22 protein-coding genes are annotated in these 21,988 nt (G+C 67.9%); 16 read left to right on the plus strand and 6 right to left on the minus strand.

Features of this window, described 5'->3' with window-relative positions:
- From M9945_RS17105 to M9945_RS17115, 3 genes are read right to left on the minus strand one after another with little or no spacing between them, the layout of a single operon-like run.
- Positions 1-2,838, minus strand: coding sequence for a DUF4159 domain-containing protein (locus tag M9945_RS17105; protein WP_367945542.1), 2,838 nt, complete (start codon positions 2,836-2,838; stop codon positions 1-3).
- Positions 2,835-3,746 (minus strand): DUF58 domain-containing protein, encoded by a 912-nt coding sequence (locus M9945_RS17110; protein ID WP_367945543.1) that lies wholly within the window; start codon positions 3,744-3,746, stop codon positions 2,835-2,837. Before M9945_RS17110 ends, M9945_RS17105 begins: the two co-directional genes overlap by 4 nt.
- Complete coding sequence (locus tag M9945_RS17115) at positions 3,746-4,753, minus strand: AAA family ATPase (protein ID WP_367945544.1); 1,008 nt, start codon at positions 4,751-4,753, stop codon at positions 3,746-3,748. Before M9945_RS17115 ends, M9945_RS17110 begins: the two co-directional genes overlap by 1 nt.
- A 120-nt stretch (positions 4,754-4,873) precedes the next feature.
- Here M9945_RS17115 and M9945_RS17120 point away from each other — a divergent pair, with 120 nt between their 5' ends.
- Genes M9945_RS17120 through M9945_RS17130 form a run of 3 tightly spaced genes read left to right on the plus strand, consistent with a single transcriptional unit; the run spans position 4,874 to position 7,402 of the window.
- Positions 4,874-5,503 (plus strand): DUF1285 domain-containing protein, encoded by a 630-nt coding sequence (locus M9945_RS17120; protein WP_367945606.1) that lies wholly within the window; start codon positions 4,874-4,876, stop codon positions 5,501-5,503.
- Between the two features lies 1 nt (position 5,504).
- Positions 5,505-6,137, plus strand: coding sequence for a CoA pyrophosphatase (locus tag M9945_RS17125; RefSeq protein ID WP_367945607.1), 633 nt, complete (start codon positions 5,505-5,507; stop codon positions 6,135-6,137).
- On the plus strand, positions 6,134-7,402 hold the full coding sequence (locus tag M9945_RS17130; protein ID WP_367945545.1) for a CCA tRNA nucleotidyltransferase: 1,269 nt from the start codon (positions 6,134-6,136) through the stop codon (positions 7,400-7,402). The genes M9945_RS17125 and M9945_RS17130 overlap by 4 nt, the downstream gene beginning before the upstream one ends.
- A 2-nt stretch (positions 7,403-7,404) precedes the next feature.
- Here the strand turns inward: M9945_RS17130 and M9945_RS17135 are convergent, their stop codons facing one another.
- Complete coding sequence (locus tag M9945_RS17135) at positions 7,405-7,590, minus strand: DUF1059 domain-containing protein (protein ID WP_367945546.1); 186 nt, start codon at positions 7,588-7,590, stop codon at positions 7,405-7,407.
- A gap of 126 nt (positions 7,591-7,716) precedes the next feature.
- Complete coding sequence (hemF, locus tag M9945_RS17140; RefSeq protein WP_367945547.1) at positions 7,717-8,631, minus strand: oxygen-dependent coproporphyrinogen oxidase; 915 nt, start codon at positions 8,629-8,631, stop codon at positions 7,717-7,719.
- Between the two features lie 141 nt (positions 8,632-8,772).
- Here hemF and M9945_RS17145 point away from each other — a divergent pair, with 141 nt between their 5' ends.
- The 12 genes from M9945_RS17145 (at position 8,773) to M9945_RS17200 (ending at position 20,800) form a co-directional block, all read left to right on the plus strand.
- Positions 8,773-9,030, plus strand: a complete 258-nt coding sequence (locus M9945_RS17145) for a hypothetical protein (RefSeq protein ID WP_367945548.1) — start codon at positions 8,773-8,775, stop codon at positions 9,028-9,030.
- Positions 9,031-9,313: 283 nt separating this feature from the next.
- Positions 9,314-9,484 carry a hypothetical protein gene (locus tag M9945_RS17150; protein ID WP_367945549.1) on the plus strand — a complete coding sequence of 57 codons (171 nt, stop codon included), beginning with the start codon at positions 9,314-9,316 and terminating at the stop codon, positions 9,482-9,484.
- Positions 9,485-9,518: 34 nt separating this feature from the next.
- Positions 9,519-11,402 (plus strand): ABC transporter ATP-binding protein, encoded by a 1,884-nt coding sequence (locus tag M9945_RS17155; RefSeq protein ID WP_367945550.1) that lies wholly within the window; start codon positions 9,519-9,521, stop codon positions 11,400-11,402.
- The gene (locus M9945_RS17160; protein ID WP_367945551.1) at positions 11,399-13,297 is read left to right on the plus strand and encodes an ABC transporter ATP-binding protein; all 1,899 of its coding nucleotides are present in this window, start codon (positions 11,399-11,401) and stop codon (positions 13,295-13,297) included. The genes M9945_RS17155 and M9945_RS17160 overlap by 4 nt, the downstream gene beginning before the upstream one ends.
- Positions 13,294-15,195 (plus strand): ABC transporter ATP-binding protein, encoded by a 1,902-nt coding sequence (locus M9945_RS17165; RefSeq protein ID WP_367945552.1) that lies wholly within the window; start codon positions 13,294-13,296, stop codon positions 15,193-15,195. Before M9945_RS17160 ends, M9945_RS17165 begins: the two co-directional genes overlap by 4 nt.
- A 24-nt stretch (positions 15,196-15,219) precedes the next feature.
- Positions 15,220-15,528 carry a DUF6665 family protein gene (locus M9945_RS17170; RefSeq protein WP_367945608.1) on the plus strand — a complete coding sequence of 103 codons (309 nt, stop codon included), beginning with the start codon at positions 15,220-15,222 and terminating at the stop codon, positions 15,526-15,528.
- A gap of 210 nt (positions 15,529-15,738) precedes the next feature.
- Positions 15,739-16,302: a ubiquinol-cytochrome c reductase iron-sulfur subunit gene (gene petA / locus M9945_RS17175; RefSeq protein WP_367929538.1), complete on the plus strand. Its 564-nt coding sequence runs from the start codon at positions 15,739-15,741 to the stop codon at positions 16,300-16,302.
- A 20-nt stretch (positions 16,303-16,322) separates the two neighbouring features.
- Entirely contained in the window at positions 16,323-17,600 is a 1,278-nt protein-coding gene (locus tag M9945_RS17180; protein ID WP_367945553.1) for a cytochrome bc complex cytochrome b subunit, read from the plus strand.
- 30 nt (positions 17,601-17,630) lie between these two features.
- The gene (locus M9945_RS17185; RefSeq protein WP_367945554.1) at positions 17,631-18,461 is read left to right on the plus strand and encodes a cytochrome c1; all 831 of its coding nucleotides are present in this window, start codon (positions 17,631-17,633) and stop codon (positions 18,459-18,461) included.
- Positions 18,462-18,589: 128 nt separating this feature from the next.
- Positions 18,590-19,135, plus strand: coding sequence for an adenine phosphoribosyltransferase (locus M9945_RS17190; RefSeq protein ID WP_367945555.1), 546 nt, complete (start codon positions 18,590-18,592; stop codon positions 19,133-19,135).
- Positions 19,136-19,201: 66 nt separating this feature from the next.
- Positions 19,202-19,828 (plus strand): FMN-binding negative transcriptional regulator, encoded by a 627-nt coding sequence (locus tag M9945_RS17195; RefSeq protein ID WP_367945556.1) that lies wholly within the window; start codon positions 19,202-19,204, stop codon positions 19,826-19,828.
- Positions 19,829-19,900: 72 nt separating this feature from the next.
- Positions 19,901-20,800, plus strand: coding sequence for a DMT family transporter (locus M9945_RS17200; protein WP_367929547.1), 900 nt, complete (start codon positions 19,901-19,903; stop codon positions 20,798-20,800).
- A 56-nt stretch (positions 20,801-20,856) separates the two neighbouring features.
- On the opposite strand, the gene M9945_RS17205 is transcribed toward M9945_RS17200, so the two are convergent.
- A complete protein-coding gene (locus M9945_RS17205; RefSeq protein ID WP_367929548.1) occupies positions 20,857-21,138 on the minus strand; it encodes a transcriptional regulator in 282 nt (93 codons plus the stop codon).
- A 447-nt stretch (positions 21,139-21,585) separates the two neighbouring features.
- On the opposite strand from M9945_RS17205, the gene rpsL reads away from it, so the two are divergent.
- Entirely contained in the window at positions 21,586-21,957 is a 372-nt protein-coding gene (rpsL, locus tag M9945_RS17210) for a 30S ribosomal protein S12 (protein WP_126702529.1), read from the plus strand.
- Positions 21,958-21,988 lie beyond the last annotated feature (31 nt).

The following is a 21,988-nucleotide window of genomic DNA, read 5'->3' on the forward strand; positions in this document are numbered from 1 at the left end:
CTACTGCCCCAGCCGCTCGAGCAGGATCGGCACATGCACCTGATCGGATTTGTAGTTGCCGGTCAGCACGTACATCATGATGTTGACCCCGGCGCGGAAGGCGTAGGCGCGCTGCATCGGGTCGGCGGGGACGGTCGGCAGCAGCGGGTTGCCCGAGGAATCGATCGCCCAGGCGCCGGCGAAGTCGTTGGCGGTGATCATGATCGGCGTCACGCCGTCTCCGGTGCGCACCGGGCGGTTCTCGACGTTCTCGGCGTCGAGCGAGGCCTCGACCCAGAGCGGCCCGCCGGCATAGCGGCCGGGAAATTCCGGCATGATGAAGAAGGTCTTGGTCAGCACGTGGTCGGCGGGGATCGGCTCCAGCGGCGGCACGTTGATGTTGGCCAGCATGTCGCGCAGGCGCTGGGTCGAGGGGCTGGCCGCGCCGTCGAGGCCGGGTGCGTAGCGGTCGCGGGTGTCGAACAGCACCGTGCCGCCGTTGCGCATATAGGCGTCGACGCGGGCGAGGGCGGCTTCCGACGGCATCGGCGCCTCGGCGTCCACCGGCCAGTAGATCAGCGGGTAGAAGGCGAGCTCGTCGCGCTCGATGTCGATGCCGGCCGGCGCGCCGGGCTCCAGCGCGGTCTTGTCGGCGAGGAAGCGCGACAGGCCTTGCAGGCCGGAGCGGCTGAGCGAATCGACGGCCGCGTCGCCGGTCAGCACATAGGCGATGCGGGTGGTGCTGATCGCGGCGATGGCCTTCTCGTCGTCGACTGCCGTATCCTGCGCCGCATCGTCCTGCGCCAGCGCCGGAGCGGCGAAGGCGGCGAGCGCGATACCGCCGGCGAGGAGGACGACCGCCGCGCCAGCGGCCGCGCGGGGCTGGCCCGGCTGGCGCCGGCGGCGGGAGAACGCGCCGCCCATCCACAGCATGGCGAGCGTGTCGAGCGCCATCAGCAGAAGCGCGGCGGCGAGGAGCGGCCCCTTCATGTCCACGGCCTCGTCGAAGGCGTAGGTCGCGCGGGTGACGGGAAGGCCGGTCTGCGGCCGCGCAAGCGGCGCGAGCACGGCGTCGGGCGCAAGGAGGTTGTGGGCGACCATGCCTTCCTCGCTGCCGTAGAAGCCGGGCGGGTTCTCCAGCGTCACCGGGGCGGGCGTGCCGGTGGCGAGCGGGCGCGCGTCGGGGCCGGGGGCGGTCAGCGTGCCGTCGGCGGCGACCATGCGGTAAGGCGGAAGGGCGGGGGCGTTTCCGGCGTTGGCCGCGTCGATGCGGCCCTGGTTGCTGGAAAGCTGGGTCAGCCGGCGCAGCATCTCGACGAAGCTGCCGGAGATCGGCAGGCTGGACCACGTCGCTTCCGGCGCGATGTGGAACAGGACCAGCGTGCCGTCGCCGCGCGGCGCGCCCGTCACCAGCGGCGTGCCGTCAGCGAGCGCCGCCCAGGTGCGCTCGACGATGTCGGCGGTCGGCTCGGCCAGCACCTGCCGCGACACCGTCACCTCGGCCGGCGACGGCAGGTCGGCGAAGGGACCGGCCGGCGGAAACTCGCTGACTGCCTGCGGCTCCGTCCACGACAGCGCGCCGCCCATGGCCCGCTCGCCGAGGCGCAGGCGCACGGGAAGCAGCTCCTCGTCATTGCCGGCGGCGGCGAGGCGCGGGCCGGCGAAGCGCACCAGCGTGCCGCCGTCCTCCAGCCATTCGATCAGTTTTTCACGCGCGCCCTGCGGCAAGGTGCCGACATCGGCCAGCACGAGCATCGCCGGCTTCTGCTCGAGGATCTGCGGGATCGCCTCGGCAAGGTCGGCGCTGGCCGGCTCGATCAGGTCCGAGAACGGCTCGAGCGCACGGCGGATGTAGTAGAGCGGCGACAGCAGCGGCTGGGCGCTGCCGCTGCCGGCCTCGGCCTGCGAGATCAGCCCGACGCGGCGGCGGCGGGCGTTCTCGTCGAGCAGGCGCGTGGCGGCGGCATGGTCCTCGCCGGCGATGTCGAGCCAGGCGAAATCGTTGCGCAGCTCGAACGGTATGGCGAAGACGCCTTCGGTCTCGCTCTCGCCGGCCTCGAAGGCAAGCGTGGTCTCGGCGATGCGCCGGCCGCGATCGTCGAAGGCGGCGGCGACGACCTGTCGCACGGCGGTGTCGGTCTGCGGCCGGATCGCGGTGAAGGAGAAGCCGTCGGTCAGGTTGCGGCTGTCGCGGACGCCGATGGCGGAAAGCCTGTCGGGCTCGGCCCAGACGAGGCCGGCGGCATTGCCGGAAAGCAGCGCGGCGAACGCGTCCTCGTCGCCCTCGGCGGCGAGCCCGTCGGACAGGAAGGCGACCGTGGTTTCCGGCATCGAGCGCATCGCCTCGCTGACGCGGGCGAAGATCGCCGGCCGGTCGGGCGGCACCGGGCGCGGCGCGGCGGCGGCGAGCCGCCTTTGCGCCTCGGTGGCGTCGAACGGGCCGATCTCGGCATTAGGCATTTCGGCGGTGAAGGCGAGGAGGATCGGCTTGTCGGCGGCATCGGCGATCAGCCGGCCGGCGGTGGCGACGCGCCGGTCCCAGTCGGGCGCGCTTGCCCAGCCATTGTCGACGACGAGCGCGAGCGCCGCGCCTTGGGTCGGCGTGGCCTCGCGCGGGTTCAGCACCGGCTCGGCCAGCGCCATGATGACGAGCGCGGCCATCACGAGCCGCAACAGGGTCAGCCACCACGGGCTCTTGCGCGGGGTTTCTTCCTGCCGGACGATGCGGGCGAGGATGCGCAGCGGCGGAAAGATCTCCTCGCGCGGCCGCGGCGGCGTCAGGCGCAGTAGCCACCAGATGACCGGCAGCGCCAGAAGCCCGAACAGGATGGCCGGAAAGCCGAAGGAGAGGGGGATCATCGTCCGCGCCCCCTTCCGACATCGGCGGTCATCGTCATGTGGACCTTGATGAGCGTTTCGGAGGCGAGGCGGTCGGTGCGGCTGACCGTATAGCTCCAGCCGAGGCGGCCGCACCACGCGGCGAGCTCATCGCGGCGCGCGCCGTAGAGCCGGCGATAATCCTCGGAAAGCGTCTCGGCGCGGCCGGCGGTCAGCTTCTGGCCGGTCTCGGGGTCCTCGAACTCTGTGCGGCCGGAATAGGGAAAGGTCTCCTCGGCCGGGTCCGACACCTCGATCAGATGGGCGCGCACGCCGCGCCCGGCCAGCGGGTCGAGCCAGGCGATGGTTTCCTCGACCGGGTCGAGGAAATCGCTGGCGATGACGATGTCGCTGTAGCGCGTGACAGGGGCGAGGCCGGGGCGCGGGTCGAAGCGCGCCTCGTGGCCGAGCCGCGCCGCCAGCCGCTCGGCCCCGTTGCGGGAGCTGAACGGGTCGGTCAGTCCCGGCCAGGCGATCCGCTCGCCGCTGCGCGACAGGAGCTCGGCCAGCGCCAGCACCAGCACCAGCGCGCGCGATTCCTTGGAGACGTTGCCGAGCTCGGATTTGTAGAGCATCGACGGCGAGGGATCGGCCCAGAGCCAGACGGTGTGGGCGGCCTCCCATTCGAGGTCGCGGACATAGGTCTGGTCGTCGCGGGCCGAGCGCCGCCAGTCGATCCGCGCCATGGTCTCGCCCTCGACATAGGGGCGGAACTGCCAGAAATTCTCGCCGACGCCGCGCCGGCGCCGGCCGTGCCAGCCGGCGATGACCGTGTTGGTGATGCGCCGCGCCTCGACCAGAAGGTCGGGGATCAGCGAGGCGCGCAACCGCGCCCGCGCAATGGCGTTGCGCGGGGAGACAGCTTCGGTCGCCTCGCCGAAGCGCGCCATCAGCCGGCCGCTTTCACGAGCTGGGCGATGACGTCGCGCACGCTGACGCCCTCGGCGCGGGCGGCGAAGGTCAGCGCCATGCGGTGCTGCAGCACCGGCTCGGCCAGCGCGCGCACGTCGTCGACGGAAGGGGCGAGCCGCCCGTCATAGAGCGCGCGGGCGCGGGCGCACAGCATCAGCGACTGGCCGGCGCGGGGGCCGGGCCCCCATGAGATGTGGCGCTCGGCCTCCTTGCCGCCCTGTCCGGGGCGGGCGGAGCGCACCAGCGCGAGGATCGCCTCGACCACGCTCTCCGGCACCGGCATGCGGCGCACGAGAAGCTGGATCTGCTTCAGCCGTTCGGCCGAGAGCACGTTGCGGGCCTTCGCCTCGCCGATGCCGGTGGTTTCGAGCAGGATGCGCCGCTCGGCCTCCATCTCGGGATAGAGCACGTCGATCTGCATCAAGAAGCGGTCGAGCTGGGCCTCGGGCAGCGGGTAGGTGCCCTCCTGCTCCAGCGGGTTCTGGGTGGCCAGCACGTGGAAGGGCGCGGGCAGGTCGTGGCGCTGGCCGGCGACGGTGACGTGATATTCCTGCATCGACTGCAGGAGCGCCGACTGGGTGCGCGGGCTGGCGCGGTTGATCTCGTCGGCCATCAGCAGTTGGGCGAAGATCGGGCCGGGGATGAAGCGGAAGGAGCGCCGCCCGGTGGCGTCCTGCTCCATCACCTCGGAGCCGATGATGTCGGAGGGCATCAGGTCGGGCGTGAACTGGATGCGCCGGCCGTCGAGGCCGAGCACCACGCCCAGCGTCTCGACCAGCTTGGTCTTGGCGAGGCCGGGAACGCCGACCAGCAGCGCGTGGCCGCCGGAAAGGATGGCGACGAGGGTACGCTCGACTACGCTTTCCTGGCCGAAGATGACTTCGCCGACCGCTTCGCGCACGGTGCCGATGTCGGCGAGCGCGCTTTCCGCCTCGGCGATCATCTGCCGCTCGTCGATTGCCGGTTCCCGGATGATTGCGCTCATGACCGTCCCGCTCCTTGGATTCATGTTGCGACTCTGCATCGCATCTGGCGGTGCGCGAGCGTCGAGCTTAAAACACGCTGCATGGCTGACAAGCCGAACAACAGTGACTATTTCGTGACGATGGACATTACCACGGATAAAAGCAAACAGGCGGCAACGAAGGCGGTGGACGCGGCCGGGCTGGAGGCGCTGGTGGCGCGCGCGGCCCGCGCCGGCAAGGGCGCGCCGCCGGTCGAGAAGTGGAATCCGCCGTTCTGCGGCGACCTCGACATGGAGATCCGCCAGGACGGCACCTGGTTCTATCTCGGCACGCCGATCGGCCGTCCGGCGCTGGTGCAGCTGTTCTCCACCGTGCTGCGCAAGGATGAGGACGGCCGGACCTATCTCGTCACCCCGGTCGAGAAGGTCGGCATCCGCGTCGAGGACGCGCCCTTCGTCGCGGTCGAGGTCAACGCCTCGGCGCGCGACGGCGAGCGGGTGCTGACCTTCCGCACCAATGTCGGCGACGTGGTCGAGGCCGGGCCGTCGAACCCGCTGCGCTTCGCCATCGAGGACGACACCGGCGGGCTGAAGCCCTATCTCCTTGTCCGGGGCCGGCTGGAGGCGCTGGTCAACCGCGCCGTGACCTACGAGCTGGTGGAACTCGGCGAGGAGATCGAGCATGAAGGCCGGCGCATGTTCGCGGTGCGCTCCAACGGGGTCGTGTTCCCGATCATGCCCGCCGACCGGCTGGGCGAATTGAGTGCCTGACATGCCGAACGACGTCTCCCTATCCTTCACCGCCGAGGATTTCCGCCGGCGCGCCGCAGCCGAGCGGGAACCGTTCGCCGAATCCGACTATGGCGACCACCGGCTGAACCCCGACATGCGCGACCTGATCGTGCGCGACGGGCTGCGCGACGCAGCCGTGCTGATCCCCGTCGTCGACCGGCGCGAGGGCGCGAGCGTCATCCTGACCAAGCGCACCGAGAAGCTGCGCTCGCATTCGGGTCAGGTCGCCTTTCCGGGCGGGCGGATCGACCCCACGGACCCGACGCCGGAATATGCCGCGCTGCGCGAGACGGAGGAGGAGATCGGCCTCGCGCCGAGCTATATCGAGGTGGTCGGGCGCATGCCGGACTACGTTTCCGGCTCCGGCTTCCGCATCGCGCCGATCCTTTCCGTGGTGCGGCCGGATTTCAGGCTGTCGATCAACCCGGACGAGGTGGACGACGCCTTCGAGGTGCCGCTCGCCTTCCTGATGGACCCGCGCAACCACACGCGCGACAGCCGCATCTGGCAGGAGCGGGAGCGCTATTTCTACACCATGCCGTTCGGCGAGCGGCACATATGGGGCGTGACGGCCGGCATCATCCGCACGCTTTACGAAAGGCTCTATGCGTGAGCGCGGTTTCCCTCGTCGGGCGGGCGGAATGGCTGGATAACAGCGATCTGCAGCATCTTCTTCATGTTCTTGGCGAGAATGGTGAGGAGGCACGAATCGCCGGCGGCGCGGTGCGCAACGCGCTGCTGGGCCTTGACGTCAGCGACATCGACATCGCCACCACCACGCTGCCCGACGAGACCGAGCGCCGGGCGCGGGCCGCCGGCTTCCGCACGGTGCCGACCGGCAAGGAGCACGGCACGATCACCGTCATCGCCGGCGGCGCGGCCTATGAGGTGACGACGCTGCGCACTGACGTCGAGACCGACGGACGCCGCGCCCGCGTGGCCTTCGGCCGCGACTGGGAGACGGATTCGGCAAGGCGCGACTTCACCATCAACGCGCTCTACGCGACGGCGGCGGGCGAGGTGATCGATCTCGTCGGTGGCCTCGCCGACCTGAAAACCTCGACGCTGCGTTTCATCGGCGATCCGGAGGCGCGCATCCGCGAGGACTACCTGCGCATCCTGCGCTTCTTCCGCTTCTTCGCCTGGTACGGCAGGGGCCGGCCCGACGCCGACGGCCTGCGCGCCTGCGCGCGGCTGAAGGAGGGGCTGGCGCGCCTGTCGGCCGAGCGGGTGTGGGCGGAGCTGAAGAAGCTGCTTGCCGCGCCCGACCCGTCGCGCGCGCTTCTATGGATGCGCCAGACGGGCGTGCTGACCGCCGTGCTGCCGGAAAGCGAAAAATGGGGCATCGACGCGGTTCACGCGCTGGTCGCGGCGGGCAGTGACCTCGGCTGGACGCCCGATCCGCTGCTCAGGCTCGAGGCCATCGTGCCGCCGGACGCGGCGCGCATGGCGGCGATGGCCGCGCGGCTGAAAATGTCGAAGGCGGAAGGCGCGCGCCTTTCGGCCTGGGCGATGACCGCACCGGTTCCCCACGCCACCAGCGAGGCGGCGCTTGCGAAAATCGCCTATGCCGGCGACCGGCAGGCGGTGGAGGACCGGCTGCGGCTCGGCCTCGCTTCAGCCCGCGAGCGGGCCGAGCAGGATTCCGGCGCGCTGGCCGAGGCCGGCGGCTATCTGCGGCTGCTGCGCTTTCTCGATGGCTGGGAAAGGCCGGTGTTTCCGGTCAAGGGTGGCGATCTCGCCGCGCTCGGCCTGCCGGAGGGCCCGAAGATGGGAAGCCTGCTGGCGAAGCTGGAAGCCGAATGGGCCGAGGGTGGCTTCCGCCTCGGCCGCGACGCGCTTCTGGCGCGCGCCGCGGCGCTTGGCGGGGACGCCTGAGATCAGGCGGCGTTGCGCTTCGTCTCGATGCGCGAGCGGATGGCCTCGACCATGGTCTCGCGGATGATGGTCTCGCCATGGGTGTCGCGCATGTGCTCGACCGCCCGGCGCATCACTTCCGCTTCCTCGGGATGGCGCGTATGCCACGCGCAGCCGGGAACCAGCGAACCGCAATGGAATTCCTTCATGGGATCCTCCTTTCAGCGTCTTCTTGTTGTGAGGGTCAATCATAACACGGAAACGGCCGCTCGGGTTGCAAAAAGCCCGTCACAAAAGGCGAAGCGGGGGAAAAGTCCTGCCGTTTCCCGGCCCTATCAGGGCCATTTCACCTCGGGCGGCATGCTGGACAGGATCGAATCGACGTTGCCGCCGGTCTTCAGCCCGAAGATCGTGCCGCGGTCGTAGAGCAGGTTGAACTCGACATAGCGGCCGCGCCGGATCAGCTGCTCCTCGCGGTCGGCCTCGGTCCAGTTGTCGTTGAAATTCTTGCGCACGAGGTGATTGTAGACGATCAGGAAGGTGCGGCCGACATCCTGCGTGAAGCGGAAATCGGCGTCCCAGCCGCCCTGCTCCTGCGGGCTTTTCAGCCAGTCGTAGAAGATGCCGCCGACGCCGCGCGGCTCGCCCCGGTGCGGCAGGAAGAAATAGTTGTTGCACCAGGCCTTGAAGCGGTCGTAGTCGGCTATCGCCGCATGCTTGTCGCAGACGAACTTCATCGACTTGTGGAAGGCGAGCGTGTCCCCGTCCTCCTGCGTGCGCCGGCGGGAAAGCACCGGCGTCAGGTCGGCGCCGCCGCCGAACCACTGCCGCGTCGTCACCACCATGCGCGTGTTCATGTGGACGGCGGGGACGTTGGGGTTCACCGGATGGGCGATCAGCGAGATGCCGGAAGCCCAGAAGCGCGGGTCCTCCTCGGCGCCGGGGATCTGCTTGCGGAAGTCGGGCGAGAACTCGCCGTGGACGGTGGAGACGTGGACGCCGACCTTCTCGAAGACGCGGCCATACATCATCGACATCACGCCGCCGCCGCCCGCTCCCCCGTCACGCTGCCAGGGCGTGCGCTCGAAGCGGCCGGGCGACCAGCTCGACTGCGGGCCGGTCAGGTCGTCCTCGATCTTCTCGAAGGCGTCGCAGATCCTGTCGCGCAGCTCCTCGAACCACGCCTTCGCGGTCGCCTTCTTCTCCTCGATCCCGTCCGGCAGGCCGGCCGGTATGTCTGGACGCTCCATCGATGTTTCTCCATCGCCGCGCGCGCCGGCGGGCGGCAAGCGGCTAAAATGACTCGCAAATCGTGCCTGCGATCCCTAATCTGTTGCCCGGAAGGGTCAAGGTGTTTCGGGGGATTTCCGAAGGCACGACGGAGAGTCCGGTTGCGCGTTCCCGCAAGGCCACCGCTCGACAGCCTGAAGCGCACGCTCGACAGGGCGCGCGCCGAGGGCGCCCGCAAGGATCGCGACGGCTTCGTGCGCGAGACCTTCGCATTGCCGCGCCCGGCGGCGCGGGCCAAGGCGCGCGAATGGTTCGACCGCTGGCCGCGCCAGGCCTACTGGACCGAGATCGAGAGCTGGCGCGAGCGCCCCGACGACGTGATCGAGTTCACCATGCGCCGGCTTTCGAGCGCCGACTGAGCGCGCAATATTCATCCTGTTGCGCCCACGCAACGGGAAAAGTCCGTCTACAAAACGTGATCGCGGGACGCATGGCGTTTTGTCGCCGGCCGGTCTATGGAGGACGCCTTGTCAACCGAATCTCAGGAGGCGTCGATGGATCACCGGCTCGGCTTTGCCACCATGCGCCTGCGCGACGGGCGTTTCGCCTGACGGCGGTTTCGGTTAGACCTTTTTCCTGACACGACAGCACGGGTTCCGATTCCGCCGGAGATTTCTTTCCGACCTTTCGAGGAATCGCGCCGTGACCGCTGCCGCCATCAAGGGCCTTCCCGCCCGCTTCGAAGCCGCCATTTCGCCACGCAAGGCGCGCTGCCCCGCTGCCCGCGCCGTCGCAGCCTCACTGATGCCGCCCCGCCGGATGCGCGCCTTTCCGCGCTCCGTGACGGGCGAAAACCCGACCATCCGCCCCTGACCCGGGCGCCGCCGCCATAAAGAAGACATCCGTCATGTATCGCTGGTTCGAATCCTTCCTCAATCCGTTCCCGCCGGAAGAGCCGGTGGAGCCGCCGAAGACCCTCGTCGCGTTCTGCATGCACTATACGCGCGGGTCGTGGCCGCTCATCGCCGTCTCGGCCGTCGCGACCTCGCTGATCGCCATCACCGAGGTGTGGATGTTCGGCTTCCTCGGCAACATCGTCGACTGGCTCTCGGCCCAGTCTCGCGAGACCTTCCTTCAGACGGAAGGGTGGAAGCTCGCGGGGATGGCGTTCATCGTGCTCGTCTTCCTGCCGGGCATCGTGTTCGGCAACTCGCTGCTCAACCACCAGACGCTGTTCGCCAACTATCCGATGCGCATCCGCTGGCAGGTGCACCGCTACCTGCTCAAGCAGTCGATGACGTTCTATCAGGACGAGTTCGCCGGCCGCATCGCCACCAAGCTGATGCAGACGGCGCTGGCCGTGCGCGAATGCGTCATCAAGCTGATCGACGTGCTGAACTACGTCGTGGTCTATTTCCTCGGCGTGCTCATCCTCGTCGGCTCGGCCGACTGGCGGCTGGCCGTGCCGCTCGGCGTCTGGCTCGTCTGCTATCTCGTCCTCCTGCGCTCCTACATCCCGCGCCTCGGCAAGGTGTCGGAGGAGCAGGCCGACGCGCGCTCGGTGATGACCGGGCGCGTCGTCGACAGCTACACCAACATCCAGACGGTCAAGCTGTTCAGCCACGCCCAGCGCGAGGCCGCCTTTGCGCGTGAGAGCATGGAGGGCTTCCTCGACCCGGCCTACCGCACCATGCGGCTGGTGACGGGCCTTTACGGCACGCTCTATTTCCTGAACTCGCTGCTCCTGGCGGCGGTCGGAGCGATCTCGATCTGGCTGTGGCTCACCGAGACGGTGTCGATCGGCGCGGTCGCGGTGGCGCTCGGCCTCGTGCTGCGGCTGTGGGGCATGTCGCAATGGATCATGTGGGAGGTGTCGGGCCTGTTCGAGAACATCGGCACCGTGCAGGACGGCATCCGCTCGATCTCGCTGCCGCGGTTGGTCGAGGACCGGCCCGACGCGAAGGCGATCGTGGTGGAGCGCGGTGAGATCGCCTTCGACCGCGTCCGCTTCCACTACGGCAAGAAGAAGAGCGTGATCGAGGACCTGTCGCTGACGATCCGCCCCGGCGAGAAAGTCGGCGTCGTCGGCCGCTCGGGCGCGGGCAAGTCGACGCTGGTCAACATCCTGCTGCGCTTCTACGACGTCGAGGGCGGCAGGGTCGAGATCGACGGGCAGGACATCGCCACCGTCACGCAGGACTCCTTGCGCGCGCAGATCGGCGTCGTCACGCAGGACACCTCGCTCCTTCACCGCTCGGTGCGCGACAACATCGCCTATGGCCGCCCCGACGCCACCGAGGAGATGATCGTCGAGGCCGCGCGCCGGGCCGAGGCGCTCGACTTCATCGCCACCCTCTCCGACGCCAAGGGCCGCAAGGGGCTCGACGCGCATGTCGGCGAGCGCGGCGTCAAGCTGTCGGGCGGCCAGCGCCAGCGCATCGCCATCGCCCGCGTCATGCTCAAGGACGCGCCGATCCTGATCCTCGACGAGGCGACCTCGGCGCTCGATTCCGAGGTCGAGGCGGCGATTCAGGAGAACCTCTACAGGCTGATGGAGGGCAAGACGGTGATCGCGATCGCCCATCGGCTGTCTACGATCGCGGCGATGGATCGCCTGATCGTGATGGATCGCGGCCGCGTGATCGAGGAGGGGACGCATGACGCCCTCATTGCCAAGGGTGGGCTGTATGCCCAGTTATGGCAGAGGCAGTCCGGCGGTTTCCTCATCCATGACGAGATTGCCGGCCAGGAACCCGCAATGGGCATTGCCGAGGAGCAGGCTGCGGAATGAGCGACAACGACCCCGGTATCGCGGAGCGCTTCTGGCGACGGGCTGAGGGTGTGATCGAGCCCTTCGCCGACGTCGACCGCGACGTGCTGCCGCGTGACGCCTGGCGCTTCATCTGGTTCTTCGCGAGCCAGGCGAAGGGTCCGTTCATCCTGCTGCTGATCGTCGGCGGACTGTCGGGCGCGGTGGATGCCGCGCTCTACTGGTCCCTTGGCTGGCTGATCGACCTTCTCGACACGGCATCGCCGGAAACGCTGATCACCGAGCACTGGTGGGCTCTTGCAGCGTTTCTCGCGCTCGTGCTGGTGGTGCGGGCGGCGGTGATGATCGGCAACGCCGTGATCGAGCAGCAGGTCATCGTGCCGCATTTCTACCAGATGGTCCGCTGGCAGGCGTTCCGGCGCGTCATCGAACAGCCTTACACCTTCTATCAGAACGACTTCGCCGGGCGTATTGCCACCAAGATCCTTCAGGGCGGCGAGGCGACGGGCGACTTTATCGTCTCGTCGTTGCAGACGCTGTGGAGCTTCCTGACCTTCCTGGTGCTCGCCGCTACGATCCTGATCGTTCTCGATCCGGTTCTGGGGCTGGTCCTGGCGGTGTGGCTTGCCTGCTACGTGCTTGCCGCGTGGACCCTGCTGCCGCCGCTGCGGGCGGCGGGACGGCGGACCGCGGACCAGCGCTCGATCCTCAACGGGCGGCTGGTCGACGCCTTCACCAACATCATGGCGGTGAAGCTGTTCGACAGCGGCCGGCGCGAGCATGCCTTCGTGCGCGACGGCATGGAACGCTTTCTCGGCGCCGTGACCGCGCTGACGCGGGCGATCACCCGCGTGCGCTCCGCCGTGGCCATTCTCAACGGCTTCATGATGGCCGCCGTCTTCCTGCTGGCGATCCAGAAATGGATGACCGGGGCGGCGACGGCCGGCGAGATCGCAGCGGCAATGGGACTGGTTTTCCGTCTCAACCAGATGTCCGGCTACATGATGTTCAACATCAACGGCCTCATCCGGTCCTTTGCAACAGTCCAGGACGCGACGGGTACGATCTCGGTCGAACCTGCCATCAAAGATGCCGCCAACGCAGACATCATGCCGCGCGCCAAAGGCGACCTGCGTTTCGACGACGTGTCGTTCCACTACGGCAGAGACCGCGGCATCATCGACGGGCTCGACCTTCACATCCGTCCGGGGGAACGGGTGGCGCTGGTCGGCCCCTCGGGCGCCGGCAAGACGACGATCGTCAACCTGGCACTGCGGCTGTTCGACATCGAGGGCGGCCGCATCCTGCTGGACGGCCGCGACATCCGTTCGGTGACGCAGGCCTCGCTCAGGGCACAGTTCGGTGTGGTCAGCCAGGAGCCGATGCTGATGCATCGGTCAATCTTCGACAACATCGCCTATGGCCGGCCCGGCGCGACCGAGGCCGAGGTGATCGAGGCGGCGAGGAAGGCGGCCGCGCACGACTTCATCATGGAAGTCGAGGACATGAAGGGCCGCAAAGGCTATCAGGCGCATGTCGGCGAACGCGGGGTGAAGCTGTCCGGCGGCCAGCGGCAGCGCATCGCGATCGCACGCATGATGCTCAAGGATGCGCCGATCCTGATCCTCGACGAGGCGACCTCGGCGCTCGATTCGGAGGTCGAGGCGGCGATCCAGGAGAACCTCTACCGGCTGATGGAGGGCAAGACGGTGATCGCCATCGCCCATCGCCTCTCGACCATCGCCGCGATGGATCGCCTCGTCGTCATGGACAAGGGGCGCGTCATCGAGGAGGGAACCCACGAGGCGCTCATTGCCGGCGGCGGCCTTTATGCCCAGCTATGGCAGAGGCAGTCCGGCGGCTTCCTCATCGAGGAGGAAGAGGGCGGACGGGAAAAGGAAGTCGCGGCCGAATGAGCAAGATCGAGGAACGCGAGGTCGAGGACCGCAAGGACGACGGCTTCGCCGAGCGCATCTGGCGCAGGACCGAAGAGGTCATCGAGCCCTTCGCCGACACCGAAAGGGAGGTGCTGCCGCGCGACGCGTGGGCCTTCATCCTCTATTTCGCCCGTCAGGCGAAGGGGCCGTTCCTGCTGCTGCTCATCGCCGGCGGCCTGTCGGGCGCGGTCGACGCCGCGCTCTATTGGTCGCTCGGCTGGCTGATCGACCTGCTCGAGAAGTCCTCGCCGACGCGGCTTCTCACTGACCATTGGGCCGAGCTGGCCGCGTTCCTCGTGCTGGTGCTGGTCATCCGCGCCATCGTCATGATCGCCAACGCCGTGGTCGAGCAGCAGGTGATCGTGCCGAGCTTCTACCAGCTCGTGCGCTGGCAGTCGTTCCGCCGGGTGATCGAGCAGCCCTACACCTTCTACCAGAACGACTTCGCCGGCCGCATCGCCACCAAGATCTTGCAGGGCGGCGAGGCGACGGGCGACTTCATCGTCTCCTCGCTCCAGACGATGTGGAGCTTTTTCGCCTTCCTCCTCCTGGCAGGAACGATCCTGACCATGCTCGATCCGGTCATGGGCCTCGTGCTCGCGGTCTGGCTCGTCGTCTACGGCTTCGTCGCGTGGCGCTACCTGCCGCCGCTGCGCGCCGCCGGGCGGCGGAGCGCCGACGAACGCTCGATCATGAACGGGCGGCTGGTCGACGCCTTCACCAACATCATGGCGGTGAAGCTGTTCGACAGCGGCATGCGCGAGAACGACTATGTCCGCGAGGCGATGGAGCGGTTCCTCGGCGCGGTCAAGACGCTGTCGCGGGCGATCACCCGCGTGCGCTCGGCGGTGGCCATCGTCAACGGCCTGATGATGGCGGCGGTGTTCGCGCTCGCCATCCGCGGCTGGATGGCGGGGTCGGCAACGACCGGCGAGATCGCCGCCGCCATGGGCCTCGTCTTCCGGCTCAACCAGATGTCCGGCTACATGATGTTCAACATCAACGGCCTGATCCGCTCCTTCGCCACGGTGCAGGACGCGACCGGCACGATATCGGTGCAGCCCGAGCTGCGCGACAAGCCGGGCGCGGCCGTGCTGCCGCGCGTGACGGGCGACCTCAAATTCGAGGACGTCACCTTCACCTACGGCAAGGGCGAGGGCACCATCCAGCATCTCGACCTTCACGTCAGGCCGGGCGAGCGGGTGGCGCTGGTCGGCCCCTCGGGCGCGGGCAAGACCACGCTGGTCAACCTGGCGCTCCGGCTGTTCGACGTCGAGAGCGGGCGCATCCTGATCGACGGCACCGACATCCGCGACGTGACGCAGGCGTCGCTCCGGGCCCAATACGGCGTCGTCGCGCAGGAGCCGCTGCTGATGCATCGCTCGATCCGCGACAACATCGCCTATGGCCGGCCGGGCGCGAGCGACGAGGAGATCGTCGAGGCGGCGAAGCGCGCCGCGGCGCACGACTTCATCCTCGGCGTCACCGACCCGAAGGGCAGGCAGGGCTACGACGCGCATGTCGGCGAGCGCGGCGTCAAGCTCTCCGGCGGCCAGCGCCAGCGCATCGCCATCGCGCGGATGATGCTCAAGGACGCGCCGATCCTGATCCTCGACGAGGCGACCTCGGCGCTCGATTCGGAGATCGAGGCGGCGATCCAGGACAATCTCTACCGGCTGATGGAGGGCAAGACCGTCATCGCCGTCGCGCACCGGCTTTCGACCATCGCCGCGCTCGACCGGCTGGTCGTGCTCGATCACGGCCGAATCGTCGAGGAGGGCACGCATGACGAGCTCGTCGCGCGCGACGGCCTCTACGCCCAGTTGTGGAAGCGCCAGTCGGGCGGCTTCCTTGCCTCGAGCCTTGCTGCGGAGTAGGGCGCCTTGAGCCTGCGCCCGCCCTTGCGCTATTCGGCGTCCGCGCTCCCGGGCGGGACGGGCGAGGGGCTGTTCACGCCGCTCGACCACGAGATCGCCGCAGAGAAGGCCTCCTCGCTCGGCCGGGCCGGCGAAAAGGTCGAGAAAGCGCTCGCCCGCCTGCGCGATTGCGACCCCTCGTCGGCGGAGCGGCCGCAATGCCTGAAGGCCGCCGTTCAGGCGGTCTACGCCTATTTCATCCAGCGCGAATTGTGCGGTTTGCGGCGCCATCACGACGCGATTCGCGACTACGCCATACCCGCCGAGGTGCTGGTGAGGCTGGGCGCGGCGTGATCCACAAGGCTAATCCGCGACATTGTGCCGTAAGTGGCTTGTGATACTGGACAAGCGCGCGGCTCGGGCATAGAAACCTTCGCCAAATGCAGGGGGAATCCGCCAGCCGTCGCCAGCCGCCAGCACATCTGCAAGGAAAGGTGACTGTGAGTCGGGCTATGGTTATGCGGGTTCCTGCCGGTGAAAATAAGGCGAAAGGACCCGGTCCCCGTGAGCGCGAACGAAGCCACCGAACATAACCGTCGCGATTTCCTCTACATCGCTACCGCCGTGACCGGCGTCGTCGGCGCAGGCGCGGCCGTATGGCCCTTCATCGACCAGATGCGGCCGGACGCCTCGACGCTGGCGCTGGCGACCATCGACGTCGACATTTCCTCGATCGAGCCCGGCATGTCGGTGACCGCGAAGTGGCGCGGCAAGCCGATCTTCATCCGCAACCGCACCGACGAAGAGGTCGAGGCCGCCAAGGCCGTGCCGCTCGGCGACCTCAAGGACCCGGTCGCGCGCAACGACAACATCGCCGCCGACGCCCCGGCCGACGACCTTTCGCGCTCCGCCGGCGAGGGCAAGGAGAACTGGATCGTCATGATCGGCTCCTGCACCCATCTCGGCTGCGTGCCGCTCGGCCAGGCGGGCGATTTCGGCGGCTGGTTCTGCCCCTGCCACGGCTCGCACTACGATACCGCCGGGCGCATCCGCACCGGCCCGGCGCCGACCAACCTCCCGGTCCCGACATTCCAATTCATTTCCGACTCGGTCATCCGGATCGGTTGAGGCAGAGAGAGCATCAGACCATGAGCGGTGGACACTCGACCTATACGCCCAAGACCGGCCTCGGCCGCTGGATGGACTCGCGCCTGCCGGTGCCGCGTCTCGTCTACGATTCCTTCATCGCCTATCCGGTGCCGCGCAACCTGAACTACGCCTACACCTTCGGTGGCATCCTCGCGATGATGCTGGTGGTGCAGATCGTCACCGGCATCGTGCTGGCCATGCACTATGCGGCGTCGACGGAGCTCGCCTTCGGCTCGGTCGAGAAGATCATGCGCGACGTGAATTCCGGCTGGCTGCTGCGCTATCTCCATGCCAACGGCGCGTCGTTCTTCTTCATCGCGGTCTATATCCATATCTTCCGCGGCCTCTATTACGGCTCCTACAAGGCGCCGCGCGAGGTGGTGTGGATCCTCGGCGTGATCCTCTACCTCCTGATGATGGCCACCGGCTTCATGGGCTACGTGCTGCCGTGGGGCCAGATGAGCTTCTGGGGCGCCACCGTCATCACCGGCTTCTTCACCGCCATTCCGCTGGTCGGCGAGTGGATCCAGCAGCTTCTGCTCGGCGGCTTCGCGGTCGACAACCCGACGCTGAACCGCTTCTTCTCGCTGCACTACCTACTGCCCTTCATGATCGCGGGCGTCGTGGTGCTCCACGTCTGGGCGTTCCATGTCACCGGCCAGACCAACCCGACCGGCATCGAGATCAAGCACAAGACCGACACCGTGCCGTTCACGCCCTACGCGACCATCAAGGACGGGTTCGCCATGGTCGTGTTCCTGGCGGTGTTCGCCTACTTCGTCTTCTACATGCCGAACTATCTTGGCCATCCGGACAACTACATCCCGGCCGACCCGCTGAAGACGCCGGCGCATATCGTCCCCGAATGGTACTACCTGCCGTTCTACGCGATCCTGCGCGCCATCACCTTCAACATCGGCCCGATCGACTCCAAGCTCGGCGGCGTGCTCGCCATGTTCGGCGCGATCGCGGTGCTGTTCTTCGTGCCGTGGCTCGACACCTCGAAGGTGCGCTCGGCGGTCTACCGTCCCTGGTACAAGCTGTTCTTCTGGCTCTTCGTCATCGACACGGTGTTCCTGGGCTGGCTCGGTTCGCGCCCGGCCGAAGGGGCGTATGTGATCATGTCGCAGATCGGCACGTTCTACTACTTCGCGTTCTTCCTCATCATCATGCCGGTCCTCGGCCTGATCGAGACACCGCGCCGGTTGCCGAACTCGATCACCGAGGCGGTGCTGGAGAAGAACAAGACCGCGGCTGCGCCGCAGTCCACCAACTGAGCCGTCCCTGGAAGAGACAAGGACTTGACCATGAAGACAATTCTCAAGGGACTGGCGGCATTCGGCATCGCCTTCGGCTCGATCAGCGCCGCCGAGGCGGCCGAGTACCCGCTGAAGAAGCCCGTGCCGCAGGAGTGGACGTTCTCCGGCCCGTTCGGCACCTACGACAAGGGCCAGCTCCAGCGGGGCCTGATGATCTACCGCGAATCCTGCTCGTCCTGCCATTCGATGGAGCTGGTCGCCTTCCGCAATCTCGAGGCGCTCGGCTACAGCGACGAGCAGGTGCGCGCGCTCGCCGCCGAGTACGAGGTCGAGGACGGCCCCAACGCCGACGGCGAGATGTTCATGCGGCCCGGCATTCCCTCCGACCGCTTCCCTTCGCCCTATCCGAACCCGGAGACGGCGGCGGTCTCGAACAACGGCGCGGTGCCGCCCGACTTCTCGCTGATCGCCAAGGCGAGGGCGGTGGAGCGCGGCTTCCCGACTTTCGTCTTCGACATCTTCACCCAGTATGCCGAAAGCGGGCCGGACTATATCTACAACCTGCTGACCGGCTACGAGGAGGACGTTCCCGAGCATGTCGACGTCCAGCCCGGCACCTACTACAACCCGCACTTCCTTTCGGGCGCGGTGCTGTCGATGGCGCCGCCGCTGTTCGACGAGCAGTTCACCTACGCGGACGGCACGCCCGCGACGCTCGACCAGCATGCGCGCGACATCACCGCGTTCCTGATGTGGGCGGCCGAGCCGCACCTCGAGGCGCGCAAGCGCACCGGCTTCAACGTGATGGTGTTCCTGGCGTTGTTCGGCGCGCTGGTCTACCTCACCAAGCGCAAGGTCTGGTCGCAGATCGACCATTGATCGCAGCCGCATGCGGATGCGAAAGTTCGGGGGCGGCGGCTAGCCGCCCCTTTTCTTTCGCCCGCGTTCCGGCCATCACTGTGGCAGGGCAATCGGGTCCACATCGACCCAGAACCGCGGGATCGTCCATGACATCGTCGCTTGAAGACACGCTGCGCGCCGCGATCCGCACCATTCCCGACTATCCGCGGCCCGGCATCCTGTTCCGCGACATCACCACGCTGCTCGGCAATGCGCGCGCCTTCCGCCGCGCCGTCGACGAGCTGGTTCATCCGTGGGCCGGCTCCAAGATCGACAAGATCACCGGCATGGAGGCGCGGGGCTTCATCCTCGGCGGCGCCGTCGCCCACCAGCTTTCCGCCGGCTTCGTGCCGATCCGCAAGAAGGGCAAGCTGCCGCACGAGACGGTGCGCGTCGCCTACAGCCTCGAATACGGGCTGGACGAGATGGAGATGCACCGCGACGCGGTCGCGCCGGGCGAGAAGGTGATCCTCGTCGACGACCTGATCGCGACCGGTGGCACGGCCGAGGGCGCGGTCAAGCTGATCCGGCAGATGGGAGCCGAGATCGTCTCGGCCTGCTTCGTCATCGACCTTCCCGACCTCGGCGGCCGGGCCAAGCTCGAGGCGCTCGGCATTTCCGTCCGGACGCTGGTTTCCTTCGAGGGACATTGAGCGCGCGCCATTGCTGGCCCATCGGTTTTCCCGGACGGCGCGCATTCGCGATGATAGGTTGGAGCCATGTACACGCCGCCCGCCTTTCGTGAGGACGACCCCTACACGCTGCGTGCCATCATGCGCGGGGCGCGGCTGGCGACGCTGGTGACGGCGACGGCCGAGGGCCTCGTCGCGACGCCGCTGCCGCTGTTCCTAGTCGAGACGGAAGGCGAGGCCGGCACGCTCTACGGGCATCTGGCGCGGGCCAACCCGCAATGGAAGCTGGAGCCGTCCTGCGAGGCGATGGCGATCTTCGCCGGCCCCGACGCCTATGTCACGCCGACCTGGTATCCGTCGAAGCGCGAGCACGGCAAGGTCGTGCCGACATGGAACTACGAGGCCGTCCACGCCTACGGGCCGGTGGAGTTCTTCGACGACAGGGAAAGGCTGCGCGACGCCGTCACCCGGCTGACCGAGCTTTACGAGCGGCCGCGCGCCGATCCCTGGGCCGTGAGCGACGCGCCGGGCAGCTATATCGACGCCCAGCTTCGCGGCATCGTCGGCCTGCGCATGCCGATCACCCGCATCGAGGGCAAGCGCAAGATGAGCCAGAACCGGCCGCAGGCCGACCGCGAGGGCGTGGCGTCCGGGCTCGGGGCAAGCGACAGCGAGGCCGACAGGCGGGTCGCCGCCCGGGTGGCGGAGCACTAGGCCGGCCGCCGGCCCGGCCGCAGCTTGGCATACCCATCCCTTCCGTTTCCCCGTCCCGCCCCTCGGCTTCCGATGACGTCCTTCCCGATTTCCATATCCCGGCACGAGCTCGCGCTGGTCTCGATCACGATGGTCTGGGGGGCGACCTTCCTCATCGTGCAATGGGCGATGCAGCACAGCGGCGCGCTGTTCTTCGTCGGCGTGCGGTTCCTGATCGCCGGTGCGATGGCCGCGCTGGTCTTCCGCAAGGCGATGCGCGGCCTGACATGGCGCGAGGTCAAGGCGGGGACGGCGATCGGCACCGCGCTGTTCCTCGGCTACGCGCTTCAGAGCCACGGCCTGAAGACCATCACCAGCAGCCAGTCGGCGTTCATCACCGCGCTCTACGTGCCGATGGTGCCGCTGCTGCAATGGCTCGTCCTGCGCCGCCGCCCGTCGCTGATGAGCTGGATCGGCATCGGCCTCGCCTTTGTCGGCCTCGCTTTGCTCGCCGGGCCGGATGCCGGCCATCTCACGCTCTCGGCCGGCGAGGTCGTCACGCTCGTCGGCGCGCTCGCCATCGCCGCCGAGATCATCATGATCGGCGGCTTCGCGTCCGGCGTCGACAGCCGGCGCGTCACCGCCGTCCAGCTGCTCGCCGGCGGGACGATGTCGCTCGCGGCCATGCCGCTCGTCGGCGAGGCGGTTCCCGCCTTCCATTGGGTGTGGTTTTCCTGCGCCGTCGGCCTCGGGCTGGCGAGCGCGCTGATCCAGCTGACGATGAACTGGGCGCAGAAGGTCGTTCCGCCGACGCGGGCGACGCTGATCTATGCCGGCGAGCCGGTGTGGGGCGGCATCTTCGGCCGCATCGCCGGCGACCGGCTGCCGCCGCTCGCGCTCCTCGGCGGCGCGCTGATCGTCGCCGCGGTGATCGTCAGCGAATGGCGGCCGCGGGCAGGGATGTGGGCGCGGCTGCGCGGGAAGGCGAAATAGGGCTTTCGCAGGCGGACGGAATCATCCGGCGGAGCCCCGCCACTTGGCGGACGGAATCAGAGCGGCTCGTCGAAGGTGATGATCGACACTTCGCCCTCGAGGGCGCCCTGCCAGGCCGAAAGATGCGGCTCCTCGTCGGGCGCGCCTTCCATGTCGCCAATCTGGTCGAGCTCGGCTTCGGCATAGCCTTCAGCCGCCAGCGCCTCCAGCGCCTTGCGCACGGCGGAATCGTCGTCGGGGGCCGTCAGCATCACATGAACGCCCTGCGATTCTGCGCCCTTGTCGCGCCAGACGCGCCCGATGATGATGGTGACAGGCTTCTGATCGTTGTCGTTCACGGGATTCTCTCTCCACTGACGCCCCTGTTTCGCACGATTCCCGCCGCCGCGACAGGCGAAGCCGAAGCGGAAGGCCGTTTGCGAAGGGCGGCCGCGCAATTATATTATACAGGCCCGCGCCGGCGCGAAATATGGCCGAAGCCGCGCGTTTCTTGAGGCGCCGGGGCTTGACGGTCGCGGGCGTTGCGAGTAGAAGCCGCCTCGTCTGAGCCGATGTGAGGCTTGTTCGTTCGGGACGCCGCGTCCCGGAGTTCGCCTCAAACAGGGTTCGTTTTACGAGCGACTAGACATTGCCGGCTTGCATGAAACGGGCATCCGTTTCCTCTGCGTTTTGTTCGGGCAGGACCGCCGGAGGTGGTTTGGTGCCCGAATTGCCGTATGGAAATATCGCCGAAACGGCCCTGAACAGGGTTTGAGACACGGGTTTTGAGATAGAAGGAAGGTTTGATGCCTACCGTCAACCAGCTGATCCGCAAGCCGCGCACCGCGCCGGTGAAGCGCAACAAGGTTCCGGCCATGCAGGCCAACCCGCAGAAGCGGGGCGTTTGCACGCGCGTCTACACGACGACGCCGAAGAAGCCCAACTCGGCTCTGCGCAAGGTTGCGAAGATCCGCCTCGTCAACGGCTTCGAGGTGATCGGCTACATTCCGGGCGAAGGCCACAACCTTCAGGAGCACTCCGTGGTCATGATCCGCGGCGGCCGCGTGAAGGACCTTCCGGGTGTGCGCTACCATATCATCCGCGGCGTGCTCGACACGCAGGGCGTGAAGAACCGCAAGCAGCGCCGCTCCAAGTACGGCGCGAAGCGTCCGAAGTAAGGGTTTTCCCGGCTTCGGCGCTTTTTTCAAC

Source organism: Aquamicrobium sp. (assembly GCF_023954335.1).
In the GTDB taxonomy this organism is placed as follows: Bacteria; Pseudomonadota; Alphaproteobacteria; order Rhizobiales; family Rhizobiaceae; genus Aerobium.